The sequence below is a fragment of the Roseobacter sp. S87 genome (genome assembly GCF_055693285.1).
Window position 1 is genome coordinate 2,567,106 of sequence record NZ_JBVFTR010000004.1, and the last position, 18,671, is coordinate 2,585,776.

An 18,671-nucleotide genomic window follows, 5' to 3' on the forward strand; every position below is an offset into this window, starting at 1 on the left:
TAGAGGCTTCCTATGTTCATTGCAACACGGGAATAGGAGGCTGAATTGAAAATCGGATTTGTAGGCGCTGGCGGGATGGCGAAGGCACTGGCTGGCAAGTGGTCGCACGCACACGAGATCATGTTATCAGGCCGAGACATGGACAGAACGCGCGAGGCCGCCTTGGCCATAGGCGTAATGTCCGGCACAGCGCAAGAGGCCGTCGCATTCGCGGATGTCGTCGTCCTGGCGACCCGTTGGGAAGATGTCTTTACCGCAATCGAAGCGGCGGGTGGATCCTCGGCATTCGATGGAAAGACTGTTATCGACATCAATAACCCAGTGAGTGTCGAGACGTTTTTGACCACTCGCGAGGATGGGCGCGCGCTCACCGAAGCGATCGCGGCGGCTCTGCCAGGTGCAGCCGTCGGCAAGGCATTCAACATGGCGCAGGTCGCGGTCTGGGAGGACCAGGATATGACCTATGATGGGCGGCAGATGGTTACTCTTTATACCGCTGATGAAGCCGCAGACGGTATCATTGCTGAGCTCATTGCGGATGTCGGGGCAGAGCCCCTGCGTCTTGGTGACAACGCGCATGCATACCAGCTGGAGGCCGCCGCTGCGATCGTGATCAAGTTTCTGTTCGCGGGCAGTGACCCACACACGATCTTCAATTTCATCCGTCCGGAAACCAAATCCATCCGCTGAGGAAATAAGTATGCGTTTACATGAACAAACAGTTGCAGTGGTTGGGGGCGGCTCGGGCATTGGTAGGGCCATCGCCACACAAGCTGGTGCAGCAGGCGCTGACGTGATCGTCTCCAGCCGCAACATGGCTAACCTGGATAAAACTACCGCTGAGATTGGCGCAGGCATCGCGATCCCCGTGGATATGACCCAACCGGATGCTGTGGCTGCATGGGTCGATGCTCTGCCAGAGCTCGACCACCTTGTTATCTCGGCATCCAGTGCCGCGCATGGGCCTTTTTCGGACTTACCCGAGGACAGTTTGCGGCATATGTTTGATGCTAAGTTCTTTGGCCCTTACGCTGTCGCGAAAGCGGCATTGAGCAAAATACGTCGGGGCGGCTCGATCACTTTATTTTCAGGCGTATTGTCCCGTCGCCCGGGCATGAATTGCTCCGGGCTGGCGGCCGTCAACGGAGCCGTCGAAGCGCTGACGCGCGGGCTTGCTTTAGAACTTGGTCCAGACTTTAGGGTCAATTGTCTTTCGCCGGGGATGGTCCGGTCGGATGCCTATGCTGCGATGGAGCCCGAAGCGAAGGAAACGATGTACGAAGCAACAGGCGAGTCTCTCCCCGTCGCCAGAGTTGGAACGGTTGAGGAAATCGCCGAGGCGGCGATATTCCTCATTACGAACACCTATACGACTGGTGTTGTCCTTGATGTGGATGGTGGGCACATGATCCGCCAGTATGCACATCGGTAGAGAGTTGCGCGCGTGATCTCCAGTTCGTGCATTGAAAGCCAATCAATTGCAGCTCAGGGCCGCCTGTAAAGACGGCCCAACTTTTCCAGATTTCGATAGCTTCAGCGATTGCGAGCGCATCCTCAAGCTCGACCCCGAGGTATCGGACTGTGCTTTCCATCCTGGTGTGGCCTAGCAGGAGCTGCACAGCGCAAAGGTTGCCAGTTTTCTTGTATATCTGAGTCACTTTCGTGCGTCGCATAGTATGTGTGCCGTATGCACTGGCTTCCGATCCAATCGACGTGACCCAGTCCCGAACGATCCGTGCATACTGGCGTGTCGATATGTGAAAGCGCTCATGAAAACGGCGTGGCCAAAGATACTCGGATCCGACCATCAGCTCATTTACGATCCATTTCTCGACTGAAGCGCGTGTGCCTTCCGAAATCTCGAAACGTACCGGTTTCTGGGTTTTGCTTTGCAGGACGGACGCGCGCTCTTGGATTTGACCAGACGCCATGACGTCTACGACTTTCATCTTCACCAGGTCACAGCCGCGCAGCGTGCTATCGATTGCCAAGTTGAACAGTGCGAGGTCGCGATGGTTTTCAGCAAGTTCAAGTCGAACCCGGATCGCCCAGACGTGCTTCGGCTTCAGCGGCCGCTTCTGACCCACAATGCGGCCCTTGTTCCATGCAGGGCGAAGTGCGTGAATAGCTGGTAGGTTTGGTGTTTCCATTATTTGTCCTCCTGTCCGCCCCTCCCTCCGACATCGCCGGCCTGACGCCGACCGATGTTGGATATCACAAGACCCGGGAACAATCGCGGATGGATGGAGCGCAAAGCAGAACAACAGCGATGTCATATTTTTTGGTTGAATCAAAACCACGGTCTTTAAATGAGTTTCGACGACAGAGCGCCTTCAGGCCACGTTAAGCTGAACGTTCAAAAAGCCCCCAATTTCAAACTGACGTGCAGGGCTAAGAATGATCAGAAAACTGAAGCGAGGGGTTCAAGCCCAGATCTGCGTGATCTTGGCGGTTACGGTTTTGGCGGGGTCTGGCGACGTTGAAAAGGTTGGCGATCGTTTGCAGGTCGCGCTACCCGTTGCCGGTTTGGTCTGTGCAATCGCGAACGGAGACGCAGCGAGCTATTTGCTTCGGTTCATTGGCACAAATGCAGCGGTTCACGGGCTAAAGCGCGGGTTGGGCGACACGGACATCAATCTGCGGCCGTCTGGTGGTCTGCAGGGCTTCCCTTCGGGCCATACGGCGGCAGCGGCCTTTGGTGCAAGCTACCTGGTTCATCAATGTGTGCAGCGGAACAAGGCTTTGCAGGGTGTGGCTGTCTTTAGCGCCGCATACGTGGGCGCATCCCGTATTGAAGCGGGAAAGCACTTTCTGTTTCAGGTAATGTTCGGTGCCCTGCTTGGTTGGTTGGGCGAGCGCGGAGTTGTTATGCTTTGCTCTTTGCGGGCCTCATTGCGCCGCCTTGGTGTGCTTCGGCGCGTCTACCTCAGATCCCTTCGCTCGTAGGGTTTCTCTTCAGTTGACCATTGCGCGGAACGTACCGAGCCTTCAGGTTTTCTTCAGCTTCGTGTCTAAAAGGGTCGGGACGAAGAGGAGACGGCGCAGTGCGGGTTTTGCTTGTCGAAGATGAAGCCTTGATCGCTGATGCGATCCAGGTGTCTTTGTCGCGCGACGGCTACATGGTGGAATGGGTCGCGGATGCGGATACCGCAGAGAATGCGTTAGCTACGACTGGCTTTGATCTCGTCCTGCTCGATTTGGGTCTGCCCGGGCGGGATGGGCTGAGTGTCTTGCGCTGGATGCGCGCTGCTGAGCGGTCAGAGCCAGTAATTATTCTGACCGCGCGTGAGGCGGTTGAGAACCGGATCGAAGGGCTCGACTGCGGTGCAGATGACTACCTGATAAAACCCTTTGACATGAATGAGCTTCTGGCCCGCTCCCGAGCTTTGGTGCGACGCGCGAACGGGCGCAGCGCACCGAATATCGCGCATGGCGATATCGTTGTTGTGCCCGCAGCACTTAAGGTGTTCCGAAATGAAATACCTGTAGAACTGTCGCCGCTGGCATTTCAGGTTCTGATGCTGCTGCTCGAAAGGTCGGGGCGGATCGTGTCTAAGGACGATCTGGCCGATAGCCTGTATGGTTGGGATGGCAGCGCTGAAAGCAACACAGTAGAAGTTTACGTCTCGCAGATCAGAAAGCGGCTCGGCAGCGACTTAATCCGCACAGTCCGGGGTGTTGGCTATGTCATCGATAAGACGCGCGATGCGGGTTAACTCGATCCGCCAAAGGCTGCTCTGGCGACTGGTTCCGGTCGTGACGATCTGCTGTTTTTTAGCGGCGGGGTTCGTTTATTTTGGTACGCGGGCCGAGTTGCGCGATGCGTTGAACGCACAGTCCGACATCCTGGCGTTGACCATTGCAGGGTTGGAGGGGGAGACGATCTCGAGAGCGTCTTTTGGTGAGGGTCTGGAGCGCTACGGTCAGGACTATCTGATCCGGGTCTGGGACGCGAATGGCACGTTGCTGGTGGACAGCCGCGATGATTTGCACGGGCTTTTGGGCAGCGCAGGTTTGGAGCCTGCCCCCTCAACGCTTGATGAAGGTTGGGACATCCGCGAATACATCCTTGGTTCGGGCGAACGGGTTTTGATCGCGCGGCTTGAACAGGAGGCGGAGGAGCTTGTCTTGCAGGTCGCCTTCACGTCACTGGTTCCGATGGCCCTTGCCCTGCTGGGCGCCATTCTGACTGCGACGATTTTGGTGCGCCAGGGCCTCACGCCGCTCACTTCGTTGTCTCACGAACTGACGCAGCGATCTGCCTCCGACTTGCGCCAGCTGCCGGCCTCGGACGCGCCGGACGAGCTGGAACCAATTATAGAGGAAATGAACGCCCTGCTTGGTCGCATCGAAACATCGCTGAAACGTGAGCGGCGCTTTGTCGATGACGCCGCGCATGAATTGCGCACGCCGCTGTCGATCATCAAGGCGCAGTGTCAGGCCATTGAACTGGGAGCCTTAGACGCTGGTACGCGGGCGAGGCTCGACAACATCACGCAAGGCGTAGATCGTATGGCCGCACTGAGCAGCCAGTTGCTGGATCAGGCCCGAGCCGAGCAGACGGATCGCCCTGCGCAAGACATACAGATTGCGCCGTTGGTTTCCGAAGTCTGCAACGCGCTTGCACCAGAAGCGGAGACGCGCGGCGTGACGGTTAAGGTCATCACAGAAGCAAAACCGGTTTATGTTGGTTCGGCCGTTGATTTGCGGACGATCCTCCGGAATATTTTGGAAAACGCACTTAAATTCGCGGGCAGCCCAGGCTGCGTGCATATCACACTCTCCGAGACATGCGTCATGATCGAGGACAACGGTCCTGGCGTGCCCGAAGCTCTGCGGGCTCAGATTTTTGACCGGTTTTTCCAAACCGACAAGACGAGCGGTGGAGGCGCTGGACTGGGGCTGTCAATTGTGAGCGCGATTGCAAAGCGCAGTAGCCTCACAGTCACCGTGCACCAAAGCGAGATCCTGGAGGGCGCATGTTTCCGCGTAGTCTGGGCACGCGCGACCTGAAACCGAGGGCTTCAGCTTCGCTTCAGGTTGGGCGTTACGGTGCCTGCGAATTCCAGATGAATCAAGGGGCACACCGGATGAGACTAAGCCGACGCGCGTTTTTGGCAGGAAGTGCCGCTGCAGGCACGCAGCTCGCATATGGCACTCCATTGGGAGCACAGCAAAGCGTCCGTCCGTTGCCGGTCATCCCGATGACCGACCTCACGCCCGGCCTCAACGAGCGTATCAGTCTGACGTGTGCGGCCGGCCAGCACGATTTTGGGACCGGCGCGACCAGCCAGACACTTGGCATCAACTCAAACTATCTCGGTCCCGTTCTGCGCGCTAAACAGGGGCAGACACTGCCTTTTGACGTGCACAACCAACTGGATACCGTGACGACATTGCATTGGCACGGGCTGCACATCCCGGGTGAGGTGGACGGCGGCCCACACCAGGAAATAGAGCCGGGCGCGACATGGTCACCTGATGTACCGCTGGTCCAGCACGCGTCGATGAATTGGTTTCATTCTCACATGCATGGTCTGACGGCGGAACAAACGCACAAAGGCCTCGCAGGGGTTCTGCTGATCGAAGATGATGCAAGCCTCTCCGCTGACCTGCCGGGAACTTACAGTGTGGACGACTTCACGCTCGTGTTGCAGGACAAGGTATTCGATGGCAACGGGCGCATGGCCTACGGTGTGTCTGCGCAAGTGTTCGAGGATGGGTTCGAAGGCGAAACGCTGGTAGTGAACGGGACGCTGGCACCAGTGGCCCAGCAGGTCCCTTCAGGATTGGTCCGACTGCGTCTCCTGAATGCCTGCAATGCACGGTTCCTCACGCTCTCGATGGCGACGGGGCCAATCTCTGTGATCGCCTCCGAAGGTGGGTTCCTGCCGTCCCTGGTGGAAACTGAAACGCTCTTTATGTCGCCTGGCGAACGCTATGAAATCCTCGTGGACATGCGTGCACTTGCGACGAACACGCTGCAAGTTGGTTTTGAAAATGAAGGGTTCTTTGCTACGCTGTTTGGTAGCGGTTTGACCACATTGGACGCCCTCACGCTGACACGCAATAGCGGGAAAGGGTTTGACGGGGCGATGCCTAACCGCCTCGCCACGCTGACACTGCCTGATCCGACACAAGCGGTCCGAACACGGGACTTCCGTCTGCAAATGGACACGGGCGCTGACCTTGCGGCCCTGGCCCTGGCGTGGGGCAATGTCTGCGGCGGTGGCGCTATGGCCATCAATGGACAACCGATGAAGATGGACCGGATCGACGAAGCTGTGGCCAAGGGCGAGACGGAGATCTGGCGCATCTCGGTCGACGACATGCTGCATCCTTTCCACATCCACGGCTGCTCGTTCAGAATTCTTTCTCAAAACGGCGGGCCGCCACCTGCCTACGCCCAAGGCTGGAAGGATATGGTGCACGTCGAAGACGGTTGGTCTGAAGTACTGGTCCGCTTCGACTTCGATGCGCCTGAAAATGCGCCCTACATGTACCACTGTCACATCCTGGAGCATGAAGACTGCGGTATGATGGGGCAATTCACGGTCGGATAGGACCAGTAGCAAGAAAGGGCGAATGTCCGCAATTGGGGATGCAAGCGCAGCATTCCTGCTTTGGCTTCAAGATCCGCTTAGGGCCATCCCCGTGGGGAACATCTAAGCTACCCTCAACCGACCACTGCGTTGGCGAGGAGTTCGACACGGGAATACGCGGACTGTGAAGACGCCCATGGCTTCTGAGTTTCGCTGCCTCGCTCAGCGGTTCTAAGCTCCACGCGCTTCATTCATCTGATCAAGCCGCTCGGCGAAGACATGCTCGTCGATGCCTTCGGCCAAGGCGCTCCGAAAGAAGGCGGCTTGGGTTTCTGGAGCGAGGCCGTTTGTCGGCGGATCGCGATCAAGGTTGGTCGGGAACGAGTACCCTTCGGCAGTCGCCGCAATTGCGGCGGATAGCTCAGCTGCATTGAGCGCGCCTTCCTGTTTGGCCTGAACTGCGTGTGGGTACAGCAGCTTGCACATCTTATCCCGGTCAATTGTCTCCATTGCGCGACCGAAAGCCGATGACACCTGCAGAAGGTTGGCGAAGCGGTGAATGTCGTGGCTCGTGTTCGCACCCGCTGCGTGAAACAAGGCGGGGGAGAAGAAAATAGCATCTCCTTTGGCCAGAGGTAACTGCACATAGCGTTCTTCAAAAAGTGCGCGGAATTCCTCGCGGCGCCATGCTGCATAGCCTGGACGATACGCTTGCGAGAAGGGCAGCAGTTTGGTCGGGCCGCTTTTCAAAGGCATATCGCAATGTGCGACAGCGCCCTGAAGCGTCAGAATTGGCGAAACATCGTGGACATGCGCAGGATAAGATGCGCTGACATCCGCGGTTTGAAATCCCAGATGGTAATCGCGATGCGCCTGCTGTGCCGCGCCGCCTGGGTGTACGAGGTTTACCTGCGCCGTCATCTGATAATTCGGCCCCAGCCAGGCTTCGCAGACTGCCGCGATAGACGTGTTTGCGAAGTAGTTCAGAAAAACCTCGGGCGAGGCTTCGCAGAGCTTTTGAAGCGCGTTCCAGATCCGATCGTTCGCTCCCGACGCTGCAAAATGATCCCCACCACCTCCGGTTCTCTGCTTCTCTTCCGCAATAATGCCATTGTAGATGCGGGTTGCCTCGTCCAGAACTGCCGTATTGGCATAGGCTTCTTTCAAGGCCAAGACCCCAGCACCGGAGCGCAGGACTTGCGCCCATTCCGCCATGATCGCGCGACGGGTTCGCGCATCTTCAAGTGCCGAACGCAACTTCGCCATGTCGTAGATCGGGATATTCTTTTCAATGGCGGCCGCATGCGGCACCTGCTCGCGCTGCGTCTCTTGACCAATAAGTTCCGTAAACTCGCCTAGATCACAGGTATCGGGGTCGTAATAGGCGATTGTGTTATCGACGGTATCCTTCATGACGTCTCCTCCCTTGTCCCGAACAGGATACGGGCGCGGGGATTGCGTTGGGCTCGGAAACGCATCAAAAACACATCAAATGACACATCGTTTTCCTATCAAAGAGATCGCGCGACAGGCAGGTCTTGGCACCGCCACAGTCGATCGGGTTCTGAATGGCCGGGCCCACGTGAGCCCTCAGACAAAGCTGCGTGTTACGGTCGCTCTGGAAGAATTGAAGGCCCAGGAAGCCCAGCTTGCGGCCCGTGGCCGGCGCTTGTTCTTCGACTTTGTGGTCGAGGCACCAGCTCGCTTCAGCCGCGAGGTGAAGGCGGCAGCCGAGGCGATCGTTCCGAAGATTGGAACCGCCGTGTGCCGTCCGCGATTTCTGTTGCAGGACATAATGGAAGAAGATGAGGTCGTTGCGGCGCTCAAACGTATTATGAAACGCGGCAGCCATGGTGTCTGCCTCAAGGCCCGGGACACGAGCAAGATCAGAGACGCCGTCAAAATGCTTGCCGACGCTGGTATTCCTGTAGTCACCCTCGTCACCGATATCGGCGGCACCGACCGGCATGCCTATGTCGGATTGGACAATACAGGCGCCGGACGCACTGCCGCTTACCTGATCTCGAAAGTGCTTGGGGACGGGGCGGGGCAGGTCTTGGCCACGCGCAGCCACGAACGCTTTCTGGGGGAAGAAGAGCGCGAAGCCTCCTTCAGCGAAACATTAGCGGACCTGCGGCCAGAGCTGCAGATCATCGCGATCCAAGGTGGTAGCGGCGTCGACTTTGAAACGTCAAAGCTCCTGACGCCGGCTCTGGGCAGCTTGCGCAATCTGCGCGCCGTCTACTCGATGGGCGGTGGCAACCAATCAATCCTCCGCACTTTGGAAGACAATGGTCTTCGGCCTCAGGTCTACGTGGCCCACGACCTTGATCGGGAGAATAGAAGGCTTGTTTTGAACGGGCGTCTGGACTTCGTCCTGCACCATGATCTGAGACTGGACATCGGACATGCGTTCGATGCCTTCCTCGCCTGCCACCGGCTCCGCAGCGATCTTGGAGTGCCGCCAATCTCCACCGTTCAGGTAGTGACGCCCGTAAACGTTCCACGATGAATTCTTCTGAGCTGAGTGTGCACTCTCTCTCATGAAGAGCGACATCATCGCATCGATTGGTAACAACTGATCAATCCCGCAGCCTGTCAGTGCTTGTAGTTTCTAACTTTGCGCGTGCGGAGAATGGCCGCAAAGCGGACTGCAACCGCAGAATCTTAACGGAGCGATGAACGGCAGGAATGGGCCGATATCGGTCCTCGTGTCACTCACTTGAGACGGCCACTCTGCGGACTTTTCGGCCATCTTTTTTTCACCCACAAATGGATGCTTCCGCTGGGCCATATAGTTCAGAGGTGGTCGCATAAATTCAGGCCAGCGTTTAAAGTGGATTGCATGACGAAAGACGTGATCCAAAATGAAGAAACGAAAGAACCATTCACCTGAGTTCAAAGCCAAGGTTGCGCTTGAAGCGATCCGCGAGGAGATGACGCTGGCGGAACTGTCCAAGAAGTACGGGGACCATCCAACGCAGATCGGGACGTGGAAGCGGGCTGCGATAGAAAACATGGCAACGGCATTTACCCGCCGAGGCTTGGCCTCCGGGCAGGTTAGCGCGGCTGATGTTGATATGCTGCACTCGAAGACAGGCCAGTTGGTGGTGGAACGGGATTTTTTGGCGGAAGCCTCGCATCAACTGCTCGGGACGCGTCCCTCTCGTGACCTTGCCTTTGGCAAGGCACTGCCGGTCAGTGGGGCAAAAAATAGTGAGCCGGGAGCATAAGTTAAGCCTTCGTAAGCAGTGTGAGCTGCTGCAACTGTCACGATCGCGGCTGTACTATCAACCCGTCGGCGAAAGTGCTGAGAACCTACGGTTCATGGAGATCATTGACCAACAGTTTTTTGGAAAAGCCGTGGTACGGGTCGCGCCAAATGGCCCGGTACATGAAGCGGCAAGGCCATATGTGCGGCCGTCATCGTGTACGACGGTTGATGCGCCTGATGCGTTTGGTTCCGATCTACCAGGAGCCCAACACCAGCAAAATGCATCCGCAGCACCAGGTTTGGTCGTACCTGCTGCGCACTGTTGTGATTGATCGCCCCAACCAGGTTTGGTGCGCAGACATTACCTACATCCCAATGCAGCCTGGGTTCCTTTATCTGGTCGCCATCATGGATTGGTACAGCCGCAAGGTTTTATCCTGGCGTCTGCCCAATACCATGGATGCAGTCTTCTGCGTGGATGCCTTGAAAGAAGCCATCGTCAGGTGCGGGTCGCCGGAAATCTTCAACAGCGACCAAGGCAGCCCGTTCACCAGCTGCGCATGGATCGACGTGCTGAAGGACGCAAAGATCAAGTTCAGCATGGATGGTAAGGGCGCATGGCGCGACAACCGCATGATTGAGCGTATTTGGCGGTCTCTGAAATATGAATGCGATTACCTGAACGCCTTCGAAACAGCCTCCGACGCCCGGGCTGGGATCGGAAACTGGATGACCTATTGCAACTCCGAACGTCCACAATCGACACACGGCTTGCTGACCCCAAACGAGGCCTATGCCAGCAAAACACAAACAATGAGAACAGCAGCCTAAAGGTAACCCTGATCCATCTTAAACAGGCTGGAAACTGGTCTAAAATCTAGGACCACCTCTCTCTTTGAGGCACATCACGCAAATGAACCAAGACGCAGGTTTGTTAACCGATTGGCTAAATGACCCGGCCCTTTAAAACGGCAACTTGGTCGATCTGTTTCCAGCACATGAGGTTACTACTACAGCGTTTGATACCACCACCTGGGGACAAACAGGTAACCAATCCAACCAGCCAAAAACGGTGCGCCTGATGCTGGACTCTCGCCAATGGAGTCTAGCACAAACTTAATGATTACAGACATCCATGTGCAGCGCGGCACCGCGTAAAGATGAGCTCCTAACGGACGTCGGCGGCTCCGCAGTATCCTGATGTCATAAGGTGCCGACCAGGGTTGCATCAGCCCAAAACCGACCTCCTGCACAGGACTTCGATGCTGAATCCGCAGCCCGCACAGCAGACGTTTGCTGCACCCATGCAGCAATCACGTTCATGGTCAGCCAGCGCATATACAACTTTCTTATCTGGTCGCTTCGGCTGATCACCAGCTTGAGTGTATTCGATCCAGCAACCGGTACAGTGCCGGAACGATCAGGAGGGACATTACAGGGACCATGAGGCCGGTCAGAACAAGCGTCCGGAGAGCAAGTGGCCAATGTCCAAGTATGCCCTCGAGGGCGAACAGCAGGACCGTGATTGTTGGCCATGCTGCCGCCCAGGTAATCAGCACTCCGCGCATATCAGGCTGCCAAAACGTTTGCGTTGTCTTCCAGATGCGCGATTGTCGTGGTTCCAGGGATGACAAGAACGTTCGGAGCCCGTGCCAACAGTGTGCGTAAAGCGTCGCCGGGTTCCACCGTCGCTCCTTGTCTCATGGGTTTCGCGCCCAGAGGTCCATGCGGCACAAACGCGATGCCCTGTTCGTTCAGCCTGTCGATCAGCTCTTCCAGTGCGTCATCGCGCTCATCGGCGGGCGAATAACGGTTCTGGACTGCCGCAATCGGCGCAACCATCAGAGCCTCCTCGACTTGTGCACGGGACACGTTGGACAACCCGATCATGTCGATTTTTCCGGCCTGCCGCATTTTTTCGAGTGCTGCCACGCTCTCAGAAATCGGTGTGACCCCGTCCGGGGCATGAACATAGTAGAGATCGATCTTGTCCGTGCGGAGACTGGCGAGACTATCTTCGAGATGCCGTTTCATCGTATGGGCCGAGGTATCCCGCGTGAGGCTGGTGGCACTTTTTTCGACACCGCCTTTGGAGGCGATGAACATATCACCGTAACTGCCGTCCTCATTTAACAGCGCGTCCGCGATCAGCTTCTCATTCTCATGAGGTCCGTATGCGCGGGCAGTGTCAATGTGGTCAATACCAAGATCACGGGCTCGGCGCAGCAGATCAATGCCGCCCTGCCAGTCGGCGTAGGGGCCGAAATTGCGGGGCTGGCCAGTCAGGCGCATCGCACCGTAGCCAATGCGGTTCACCTTCCGTCCGTTCAGGAATGTAAAGGTCGTTTCTGGGTGATTGGTCATGTCTTGGTTCCTTTCGTTTCTGTTGCCAGGAACATACCCATCACCACAGGACGCGGTAGTAGCATGAAAAGTAAGTTTATTATACGTTGATCGTATGAGCACTCGTTTTGACCGTCTGGCCCTTCTTGAAACCTTCATTCGTATTGCTGAACGGCAATCGCTCTCCGGGGCCGCGCGTGATCTGGGCACATCGCAACCGTCGGTTTCGAGGCAACTTGCCGCATTGGAGAGTCGACTTGGCGCCGTACTGTTCCGTCGCACGACACACGACGTCACGCTGACGCCAGACGGCCTCGCGCTGTTGGCGGATGCCCGGCGTATGCTAGGGGAGTGGGAGGCGATTGAAGATCGTCACAGCGAGGATCACGAACTGAAGGGCACCATCAGGGTCATCGCTCCGGTCGCACTCGGACAGAGCCTTTTCATCAGGGCCGCGGCGCGGTTCATGAAGGATCATCGCGACATCACCATCGATTGGCGGTTGCGAGATGACCCGATCCGCTTTGCCGAGGAAGGCTGTGATTGCTGGCTCAAGGTCGGTCCTGTCCCGGATGATACCCTTGTTGTCCGAGAGTTGGCGCGGGTAGAACGCCTTGTCGTTGGGACGCCGGATTGCCTGGACCGACAAGCTGGAACTGATCTGGACGCAATGCCCTGGCTGGCACTCGGTCCTTTCGAGGGAAACCGGATCGAGCTGTTTGACAAGAGTGGAACTCCGAAGACGTTTCCGGTCACGCCGAAATTGGCAAGCGACAACATTTTTTCAGTCTACGAAGCCACACTGCAGGGCGTTGGGATTGCAATCCTGCCGCATTGGTTCGTCGCCTCAGACCTTGAAGTCGGAAAACTGATTGACGTGGTCCCAAGCCTGAGAGCCGCGCGTTTGCCGATCAACTTAGCTTTGGCTTCAGGAACGAAGCGGCCCGCACGCGTTGAGCAATTCTGCAAGGCGATCCAGTACTGGTGTGCTTCAAATTTCCATTCCGATGTTTGAAGCAGACAAAGTCACGTCTCCCGTCGATTGGCACAAGGGATTTTTCAGGACGGCCCAGAGCCGACGTTGAATCAACGTAAATATTGCCGCGGTCGCAGCCCAAAACCCGACTTTCGCTTTAGCCGCACTGTCTGAGATCGTTCGAACTTACAGATCACGGTGCGAAGCGGCTATTTCAGAACCGTAACGGAATCTCTGCTTTACCTGTCTTAGCCAAACACGAGCCCCCCATCGACTACGAGGTTCTGGCCCGTGACAGCCCGCGCCCAGGGGCTTGCGAAGAAGAGAACGGCATCAGCGGCTTCCTCTGGCGTAGTAACTGACCGCAAAGGTGTAACACCTGCAATGTAGTCGAATACCTCATCAGGCGTGGCGGCGCTTGCGTCCGTGGTTCTCAGCAAGCCGCCCGAGACCATGTTTACCGTAATCCCCCTGGGCCCGAGTTCGGCTGCAGTCGTGCGCGTCAGCGCGAGCAATGCGGCCTTGGCCGAGGTGTAATCGTGGTATGGGACGACCGGGTTCTGGACGAGGTTTGTACCGATAGTGACGATACGTCCAAAGCCTTCTTGCGCCATGCCTGGTGCCGTTGCGTGAATGACGTTGAGTGCTCCCAGGACAGCGGTGCGATGCTGGGAGACCATTTGTTCGGCTGTCAACGTATCGAGAGTAGATCTGGCATCACCGTTGAAGCTGTAGTCGGCCAGTGCGTTGTGAATGACAGTCGTAATCGGGCCGATATCCACTTCAGCCTGCCTGACCATCTGCGCAACGTCGTCTGCATTATTAACGTCTGCCTGCAGGGCAATCACCCGGTCACCCAGGTTCGCGGCGAGCGCTTCGGCGGCACCTTTGCTGTTACGGTAGTTGATCACCACTTTTGCGCCTTCACGGGCAAAGGCGCTCGCGATGGCCGCGCCAAATCCACGCCCGGCACCTGTCACTAAGACGGTCTGTTCACTGAGAACTTTGCTCATGTTCTGTCCTTCCAAAGATCATAGAAATGGTGAATTGGCCCGTGGCCTTGCCCGACTGACTGTTGGTCTGCGGCCGCAATCGCGCCAGAGACGTAGCGTTTTGCCTCCTCCACCGCCGCGCTGGGCTTAAGCCCTTTCGCGAGCTGCGCGGTTATCGTCGACGACAATGTGCAACCTGTGCCGTGGGTATTCTTCGTCGCTGTACGCGCGCCTTCAAACCAATGCAGCGCGGCACCGTCCCAAAGGACATCGGGGCTTTCATCACTTTCAAGGTGCCCACCTTTCACCAACACAACGTCCGGGCCCAACTCTGTAAGCGCGCGGGCTTGCGATGCCATAGTATCGCGATCTTCCGCCTCCGGCTGTTGCAGCAGTCGCGCCGCCTCCGGCAGGTTCGGCGTAAGAACCATTGCTGAAGGGACGAGGGCCGTGCGCAGCGTTTCCATCGCATCCTCCTGCAGGAGAGGTGCGCCGCCTTTTGCGATCATCACCGGGTCAAGAATGATGGGGATATTGCGGTGATCGAAGAGTGCTTCGGCCACTGCCAGGGCTATCTCTGCGGTCGCAATCATCCCAATCTTCACAGCATCAACCTGGACGTCGGCGAAAACCGCGTCGATCTGCGCTTTTACAAATTTCGGTGGCACAAGTTCAACGCCGGTCACGCCCTGCGTGTTTTGCGCGGTGAGCGCCGTAAGGGCGGCCATCCCATAGACACCATTGGCCGCGAAGGCCTTAAGGTCAGCCTGAATGCCAGCGCCACCCGATGGGTCTGATCCGGCAATAGTGAGTACATTCTTGATCATGGGCAGTCCTTAGTCCTGGGGGTGCAAGGCGCGACACAGGTTTCGGGCCGCGCTTTCCGGGTCGGGCTGACCACAAATCGCCGAGACGACAGCCATCCCGTCGCATCCTGCCATAAGCACATCGGCGGCGTGCTCCTTCTTCAGTCCGCCAATGGCGACAGTCGGCAGCTGTGCCAGGCGCACCATTTCGGACAAACCTTCGAGCCCGATGGTTGGCTTGTGGTCCGTCTTGGTTGACGTAGGGAAAACTGTTCCGAGGCCGAGGTAGTCAACCAGGTTCTTATCGGCCGCCGTCACATGATCGGGTGCTTCACAAGAAAGGCCGATGATCTTGTCGCGCGCCAACCGCTGACGCGCCATGGGCGGGGTCACGTCATCCTGGCCGATATGAACACCATCCACATCTGCCACCACAGCGGCTTCCAGATCATCGTTGATAACGAGGGGAACACCTGTCCCTGACAATACATCTTTGAGAGCATATGCCGCTGCAATACGGTCGCGCGTCGTTGCCTCTTTGTCCCGCAATTGCACGAAGCTCACACCGCCGCGCACCGCCGCAGTCACTGTCTCAACTAACGCCGGACCAGGACAAAGTGTCGGGTCGGTGACAAGGTACAACCGCAGGCTTTCGGGATTCAGAACCATGCAACACGCTCCTCGCTGAGATCACCTGGCTGGAGCGCGCAGAGCGCATCGAGGAATGCAACGGAAAAGCTGCCGGGGCCCTGTGCGCCCTTTGCCGCCTGCTCTCCTGCTTCGGCGAAATGCACGAATGCCGCGATCGTTGCGCCAAGGCTGGGCGCAACAGCGGCATAGGCCCCCACCAGTGCAGTCAGAGAACACCCCAAAGCTGTGACTTTGGGCATTATGTCTGATCCGCCGGTTATGCTGGCGCTGCGTGTGCCGTCTGTGATGAAGTCAACGGCGCCTGACACCGCAACCACACAGCCGTGGCTTTTTGCAAGGGCCAGCGCTGAGCTTTGTGCGTCACTGACGCTGTCGCCACTGTCCGCCCCCTTGCCCGCCCCGACGCCACCAGCGAGCGCGATAATTTCAGATGCGTTCCCCCGCACGACAGTTGGTTTGAGCGCCAACAGATCCAGCGCGGCTTTGGTGCGATACGGCGTCGCGAAATGAGCAACCGGATCAAGCACCCAGGGCACATTGGCAGCATTTGCGGCGATGGCGGCAGCTTTCATGCTTTCCACCCAGGGGGCCGACAGGGTACCGATATTAATTGTCAGCACCCCGGCGATGGGTGCGAAATCAGCAACTTCTTCGGGGGCATGGATCATTGCGGGCGAAGCGCCCGCCGCGAGGGTTACGTTCGCTGCGATGTTCATAGCAACGTAATTTGTAATGCAATGGACCAGTGGCGCGTTCGCGCGCAGCGTTTCTAAAGCAGAATTGGGTTTCACCCGGTCTTTCCTTTTCACAACAAACGGAAAGACGCTGCAGGCCTATCAAGCCTGAAATTGCCTCCCTCCGCCGGCATTATCCGGTTCAGGTTCAAAGGGTACATCTCAGCCTTGCGGCGCCCCTGACACAGGAAAAAATAGGCTATTAAAGCCGGAGGTCAATCCTTGTTTAGATTTCCCGGAGTTAACCTTTGATGCAGTCGTTTAAACAGCATGAAGCGTATGTCTTCGTTGGGCTCTCTAACGCCGTCCGATGCAACGCAGCATCGGGTACTCCACGCTAACGGAGCGTCGTAGGGGACGGCCCAAACCGGACCCCGCTCTCACTGCAATATACTACGGTTGCGGCTCAATTTACGTTCATTCGCTGCGAGCGCGAACTCTGGGATTCGTCGAACGTACGCTTCGTGGAGCAACGCGGGCTTTTGGTTCAGCGGCCACGTCAATCTTTGAATGGATCAGATTGGCTGGTAAACTGGCTAAAAAACACGCCATCAATATTTCATCACCCCACGCATCTGGTTTCTATGGGACGCACCTGTAAAAACGAACCCGCAAGTTGCCGAATTTGTTCATCCAGACCTGGGGCTGTGTCAGAACAACAATATATGGTCGTTCAGTATCATGAATTTGCAGAGAACTTTCTGAGCTCTGACTAAAATATGTTTCTGAGTTCATATCTGTTCGCTTAAATGAGCTGGACCCGAAACCGATAGTGTTTGCATCAATCCATTTCAGAGTTGCGGAGTTTGAAGTGCCTCTGCTCTCTGTGCGTGAGATGTCTTCGTAAATGCTGTAGAAAGCAGTTTCTTCGCAATTCCAGATTTCCTGAGTTTGTGCAGGAAGCGCTGGTGCTATCGAGAAAATCAACAAAATTGCAATGGCCGCTACAACCATTCCTCGTACTTTTTCAGATACATTCTTGGGGTAACTTTTCATCGCAGGCATTTTGACAGACCACGTCTTCAGTTCAAAGGGCGGGCAAGTGTTTTCCTTGCCCGCCCTTCTGCTTCAGACGTTATGCTCTACTGCTTGCTTGTTGCTGTAACCTGATAAATCTCTCCTTCATCAGTAGCGACATAGAGTGAGTTGTCAGGAGCCATTACCAGACCGCGGAAGCGCTTTGAAAACCCGAGCGGCATCCGGGTAATCCCATTGATTCCCAAACCGTCAGGCGTGATCGAGACCATATCGATCCGCTGGCCGATTGGAGTACCCCCAAAGCCGATGCCAAGGACACCTGTCGCAAGGCTGCCTTCATAGATGCCCCAGTTTTCACCCTTCAGGAAGGCGGCAGACGAGGTGCCCTGTGACCAACCATTGTTGTTCCAGGTTGGCGGCATCAGATCGTCGAAACGCGTGTCACTCATTGGCATGTAAGAGGCGCGGACCGCAGGATCCATCCCTTCCATCTGCTCCGGTTCATACCCACAGTACTGGTCAGGGCAAGCGCCTCTTCCTGCGGTGTTTTCCTGTGGATCCCATCCAGCGTTCCCGCCGTTCACAAGGGCAGTGATTTCATCGCTGTGCCAGGGTCCGTGCTCTGCTGTGAACGCTTTCCCATCGCTTTGGCGGAAATCGATTCCCTGAACGTTTCGGTGCCCATAAGTGTAAATGCGCTTGTCAAAACCGTCTGGAGGGTTGTTATCAGGGTGAGCATTTCCATCAGTATCAACTCGCAGAACTTTGCCGCACAGAAGTTCCGGGGATTGTGGGCATATACCTCTGTGGCGGTCACCACCAGCAATCCAGAGATACCCACCCGGGCCAATACGCACACGCCCACCGTTGTGAGCACCAGGACCGCCAAAGGGTTGATCCGACGCGAGCGGCTTATACTGGATGTCAGTGACAATATCTGTTCTGTCCGCCACGCTGCTCATGTCCTCACTCAAAGTGAGACGCATTACGATGTTACCGTCGCAGCGTTCGAAGTTGGTTTTGCATCCATCGCCGTGGTACTTGTTGGATGTTGATGCGACGTAAAGGCGGCGGTTCTGATCGAAATTTCGATCGGCGGCTACGCCCATCATGCCCGCCTGACCTTCGCAGAAAAGGTCCTCGCCTGTCCCGGAATACCCCTCGGAGCCACTCATTCCATAAATATTCGTCACCGTTCCGTCCGGGGAACGCATTGACAGACCCTTACATTTTTCTGTGAAAAACATCGTACCGTCAGCATGAACGGACATGTCCCACGGTGATTCAAGACCTTCGAGGACAGGCGTCGCGTTAATGACAGGAATGTCCATTCCCTGCGCTGATGCAACGGAACCACTGATAATAAAAGCTGACACTGCAGATGCGACCAGCGACCCACATGTTGAATACTTCATTCTAGACTCCTCCCGTTCAA

General features: G+C 56.6%; 15 protein-coding genes, 2 pseudogenes and 1 riboswitch. Of the genes and pseudogenes, 9 read left to right on the plus strand and 8 right to left on the minus strand.

The window, feature by feature from the left end; all coding sequences use genetic code 11:
* The first annotated feature begins 45 nt into the window (after window positions 1-45).
* Complete coding sequence (locus ACZ1HA_RS13420) at window positions 46-690, plus strand: NADPH-dependent F420 reductase (protein WP_472714248.1); 645 nt, start codon at window positions 46-48, stop codon at window positions 688-690.
* Window positions 691-700: 10 nt separating this feature from the next.
* Complete coding sequence (locus tag ACZ1HA_RS13425) at window positions 701-1,432, plus strand: SDR family oxidoreductase (protein ID WP_472714249.1); 732 nt, start codon at window positions 701-703, stop codon at window positions 1,430-1,432.
* Window positions 1,433-1,520: 88 nt separating this feature from the next.
* Here ACZ1HA_RS13425 and ACZ1HA_RS13430 read toward each other — a convergent pair.
* Window positions 1,521-2,150 (minus strand): annotated as a pseudogene (locus tag ACZ1HA_RS13430) (tyrosine-type recombinase/integrase); the annotation flags it as partial.
* 247 nt (window positions 2,151-2,397) lie between these two features.
* Between ACZ1HA_RS13430 and ACZ1HA_RS13435 the strand changes: the two are divergent.
* The 4 genes from ACZ1HA_RS13435 to ACZ1HA_RS13450 all read left to right on the plus strand — a co-directional run bounded on the left by ACZ1HA_RS13435 (window position 2,398) and on the right by ACZ1HA_RS13450 (window position 6,563).
* A complete protein-coding gene (locus tag ACZ1HA_RS13435; protein ID WP_472714250.1) occupies window positions 2,398-2,946 on the plus strand; it encodes a phosphatase PAP2 family protein in 549 nt (182 codons plus the stop codon).
* A gap of 98 nt (window positions 2,947-3,044) precedes the next feature.
* Window positions 3,045-3,716 carry a response regulator gene (locus tag ACZ1HA_RS13440; protein ID WP_472714251.1) on the plus strand — a complete coding sequence of 224 codons (672 nt, stop codon included), beginning with the start codon at window positions 3,045-3,047 and terminating at the stop codon, window positions 3,714-3,716.
* On the plus strand, window positions 3,685-5,013 hold the full coding sequence (locus ACZ1HA_RS13445) for an ATP-binding protein (protein ID WP_472714252.1): 1,329 nt from the start codon (window positions 3,685-3,687) through the stop codon (window positions 5,011-5,013). The genes ACZ1HA_RS13440 and ACZ1HA_RS13445 overlap by 32 nt, the downstream gene beginning before the upstream one ends.
* A 191-nt stretch (window positions 5,014-5,204) precedes the next feature.
* On the plus strand, window positions 5,205-6,563 hold the full coding sequence (locus ACZ1HA_RS13450; protein ID WP_472714253.1) for a multicopper oxidase domain-containing protein: 1,359 nt from the start codon (window positions 5,205-5,207) through the stop codon (window positions 6,561-6,563).
* A gap of 210 nt (window positions 6,564-6,773) precedes the next feature.
* Here ACZ1HA_RS13450 and ACZ1HA_RS13455 read toward each other — a convergent pair whose 3' ends face one another.
* On the minus strand, window positions 6,774-7,955 hold the full coding sequence (locus tag ACZ1HA_RS13455) for a phytanoyl-CoA dioxygenase family protein (RefSeq protein WP_472714254.1): 1,182 nt from the start codon (window positions 7,953-7,955) through the stop codon (window positions 6,774-6,776).
* Between the two features lie 79 nt (window positions 7,956-8,034).
* Here ACZ1HA_RS13455 and ACZ1HA_RS13460 point away from each other — a divergent pair, with 79 nt between their 5' ends.
* Both ACZ1HA_RS13460 and ACZ1HA_RS13465 read left to right on the plus strand, forming a co-directional pair.
* Complete coding sequence (locus ACZ1HA_RS13460) at window positions 8,035-9,054, plus strand: LacI family DNA-binding transcriptional regulator (RefSeq protein WP_375230393.1); 1,020 nt, start codon at window positions 8,035-8,037, stop codon at window positions 9,052-9,054.
* A 355-nt stretch (window positions 9,055-9,409) separates the two neighbouring features.
* Window positions 9,410-10,587, plus strand: a pseudogene (locus ACZ1HA_RS13465) (IS3 family transposase).
* Window positions 10,588-11,325: 738 nt separating this feature from the next.
* Here the strand turns inward: ACZ1HA_RS13465 and ACZ1HA_RS13470 are convergent.
* On the minus strand, window positions 11,326-12,120 hold the full coding sequence (locus ACZ1HA_RS13470) for an aldo/keto reductase (protein WP_472714255.1): 795 nt from the start codon (window positions 12,118-12,120) through the stop codon (window positions 11,326-11,328).
* A gap of 94 nt (window positions 12,121-12,214) precedes the next feature.
* Between ACZ1HA_RS13470 and ACZ1HA_RS13475 the strand changes: the two genes are divergently transcribed.
* Window positions 12,215-13,114: a LysR family transcriptional regulator gene (locus tag ACZ1HA_RS13475; protein ID WP_472714256.1), complete on the plus strand. Its 900-nt coding sequence runs from the start codon at window positions 12,215-12,217 to the stop codon at window positions 13,112-13,114.
* Between the two features lie 209 nt (window positions 13,115-13,323).
* On the opposite strand, the gene ACZ1HA_RS13480 is transcribed toward ACZ1HA_RS13475, so the two are convergent.
* The 5 genes from ACZ1HA_RS13480 to ACZ1HA_RS13500 all read right to left on the minus strand — a co-directional run bounded on the left by ACZ1HA_RS13480 (window position 13,324) and on the right by ACZ1HA_RS13500 (window position 18,651).
* Window positions 13,324-14,055 carry a 3-oxoacyl-ACP reductase gene (locus ACZ1HA_RS13480; protein ID WP_472714257.1) on the minus strand — a complete coding sequence of 244 codons (732 nt, stop codon included), beginning with the start codon at window positions 14,053-14,055 and terminating at the stop codon, window positions 13,324-13,326.
* Between the two features lie 29 nt (window positions 14,056-14,084).
* Window positions 14,085-14,894 carry a bifunctional hydroxymethylpyrimidine kinase/phosphomethylpyrimidine kinase gene (gene thiD / locus ACZ1HA_RS13485; protein ID WP_472714258.1) on the minus strand — a complete coding sequence of 270 codons (810 nt, stop codon included), beginning with the start codon at window positions 14,892-14,894 and terminating at the stop codon, window positions 14,085-14,087.
* A 9-nt stretch (window positions 14,895-14,903) separates the two neighbouring features.
* Complete coding sequence (thiE, locus tag ACZ1HA_RS13490; RefSeq protein WP_472714259.1) at window positions 14,904-15,542, minus strand: thiamine phosphate synthase; 639 nt, start codon at window positions 15,540-15,542, stop codon at window positions 14,904-14,906.
* Window positions 15,533-16,315, minus strand: coding sequence for a hydroxyethylthiazole kinase (thiM, locus tag ACZ1HA_RS13495; RefSeq protein ID WP_472714260.1), 783 nt, complete (start codon window positions 16,313-16,315; stop codon window positions 15,533-15,535). The genes thiE and thiM overlap by 10 nt, the downstream gene beginning before the upstream one ends.
* 45 nt (window positions 16,316-16,360) lie before the next feature.
* Window positions 16,361-16,449: riboswitch (TPP riboswitch) on the minus strand.
* An 891-nt stretch (window positions 16,450-17,340) separates the two neighbouring features.
* A complete protein-coding gene (locus ACZ1HA_RS13500) occupies window positions 17,341-18,651 on the minus strand; it encodes a PQQ-dependent sugar dehydrogenase (RefSeq protein ID WP_472714261.1) in 1,311 nt (436 codons plus the stop codon).
* Between the last annotated feature and the right edge of the window lie 20 nt (window positions 18,652-18,671).

Coding starts and splice junctions, on each gene's coding strand:
- thiE (WP_472714259.1), bottom strand. CDS start 15,542: ATGGTTCTGAATCCCGAAAGCCTGCGGTTGTACCTTGTCACCGACCCG.
- ACZ1HA_RS13460 (WP_375230393.1), top strand. CDS start 8,035: ATGACACATCGTTTTCCTATCAAAGAGATCGCGCGACAGGCAGGTCTT.
- ACZ1HA_RS13445 (WP_472714252.1), top strand. CDS start 3,685: ATGTCATCGATAAGACGCGCGATGCGGGTTAACTCGATCCGCCAAAGG.
- ACZ1HA_RS13470 (WP_472714255.1), bottom strand. CDS start 12,120: ATGACCAATCACCCAGAAACGACCTTTACATTCCTGAACGGACGGAAG.
- ACZ1HA_RS13475 (WP_472714256.1), top strand. CDS start 12,215: ATGAGCACTCGTTTTGACCGTCTGGCCCTTCTTGAAACCTTCATTCGT.
- ACZ1HA_RS13450 (WP_472714253.1), top strand. CDS start 5,205: ATGACCGACCTCACGCCCGGCCTCAACGAGCGTATCAGTCTGACGTGT.
- ACZ1HA_RS13425 (WP_472714249.1), top strand. CDS start 701: ATGCGTTTACATGAACAAACAGTTGCAGTGGTTGGGGGCGGCTCGGGC.
- ACZ1HA_RS13500 (WP_472714261.1), bottom strand. CDS start 18,651: ATGAAGTATTCAACATGTGGGTCGCTGGTCGCATCTGCAGTGTCAGCT.
- ACZ1HA_RS13435 (WP_472714250.1), top strand. CDS start 2,398: ATGATCAGAAAACTGAAGCGAGGGGTTCAAGCCCAGATCTGCGTGATC.
- ACZ1HA_RS13455 (WP_472714254.1), bottom strand. CDS start 7,955: ATGAAGGATACCGTCGATAACACAATCGCCTATTACGACCCCGATACC.
- thiD (WP_472714258.1), bottom strand. CDS start 14,894: ATGATCAAGAATGTACTCACTATTGCCGGATCAGACCCATCGGGTGGC.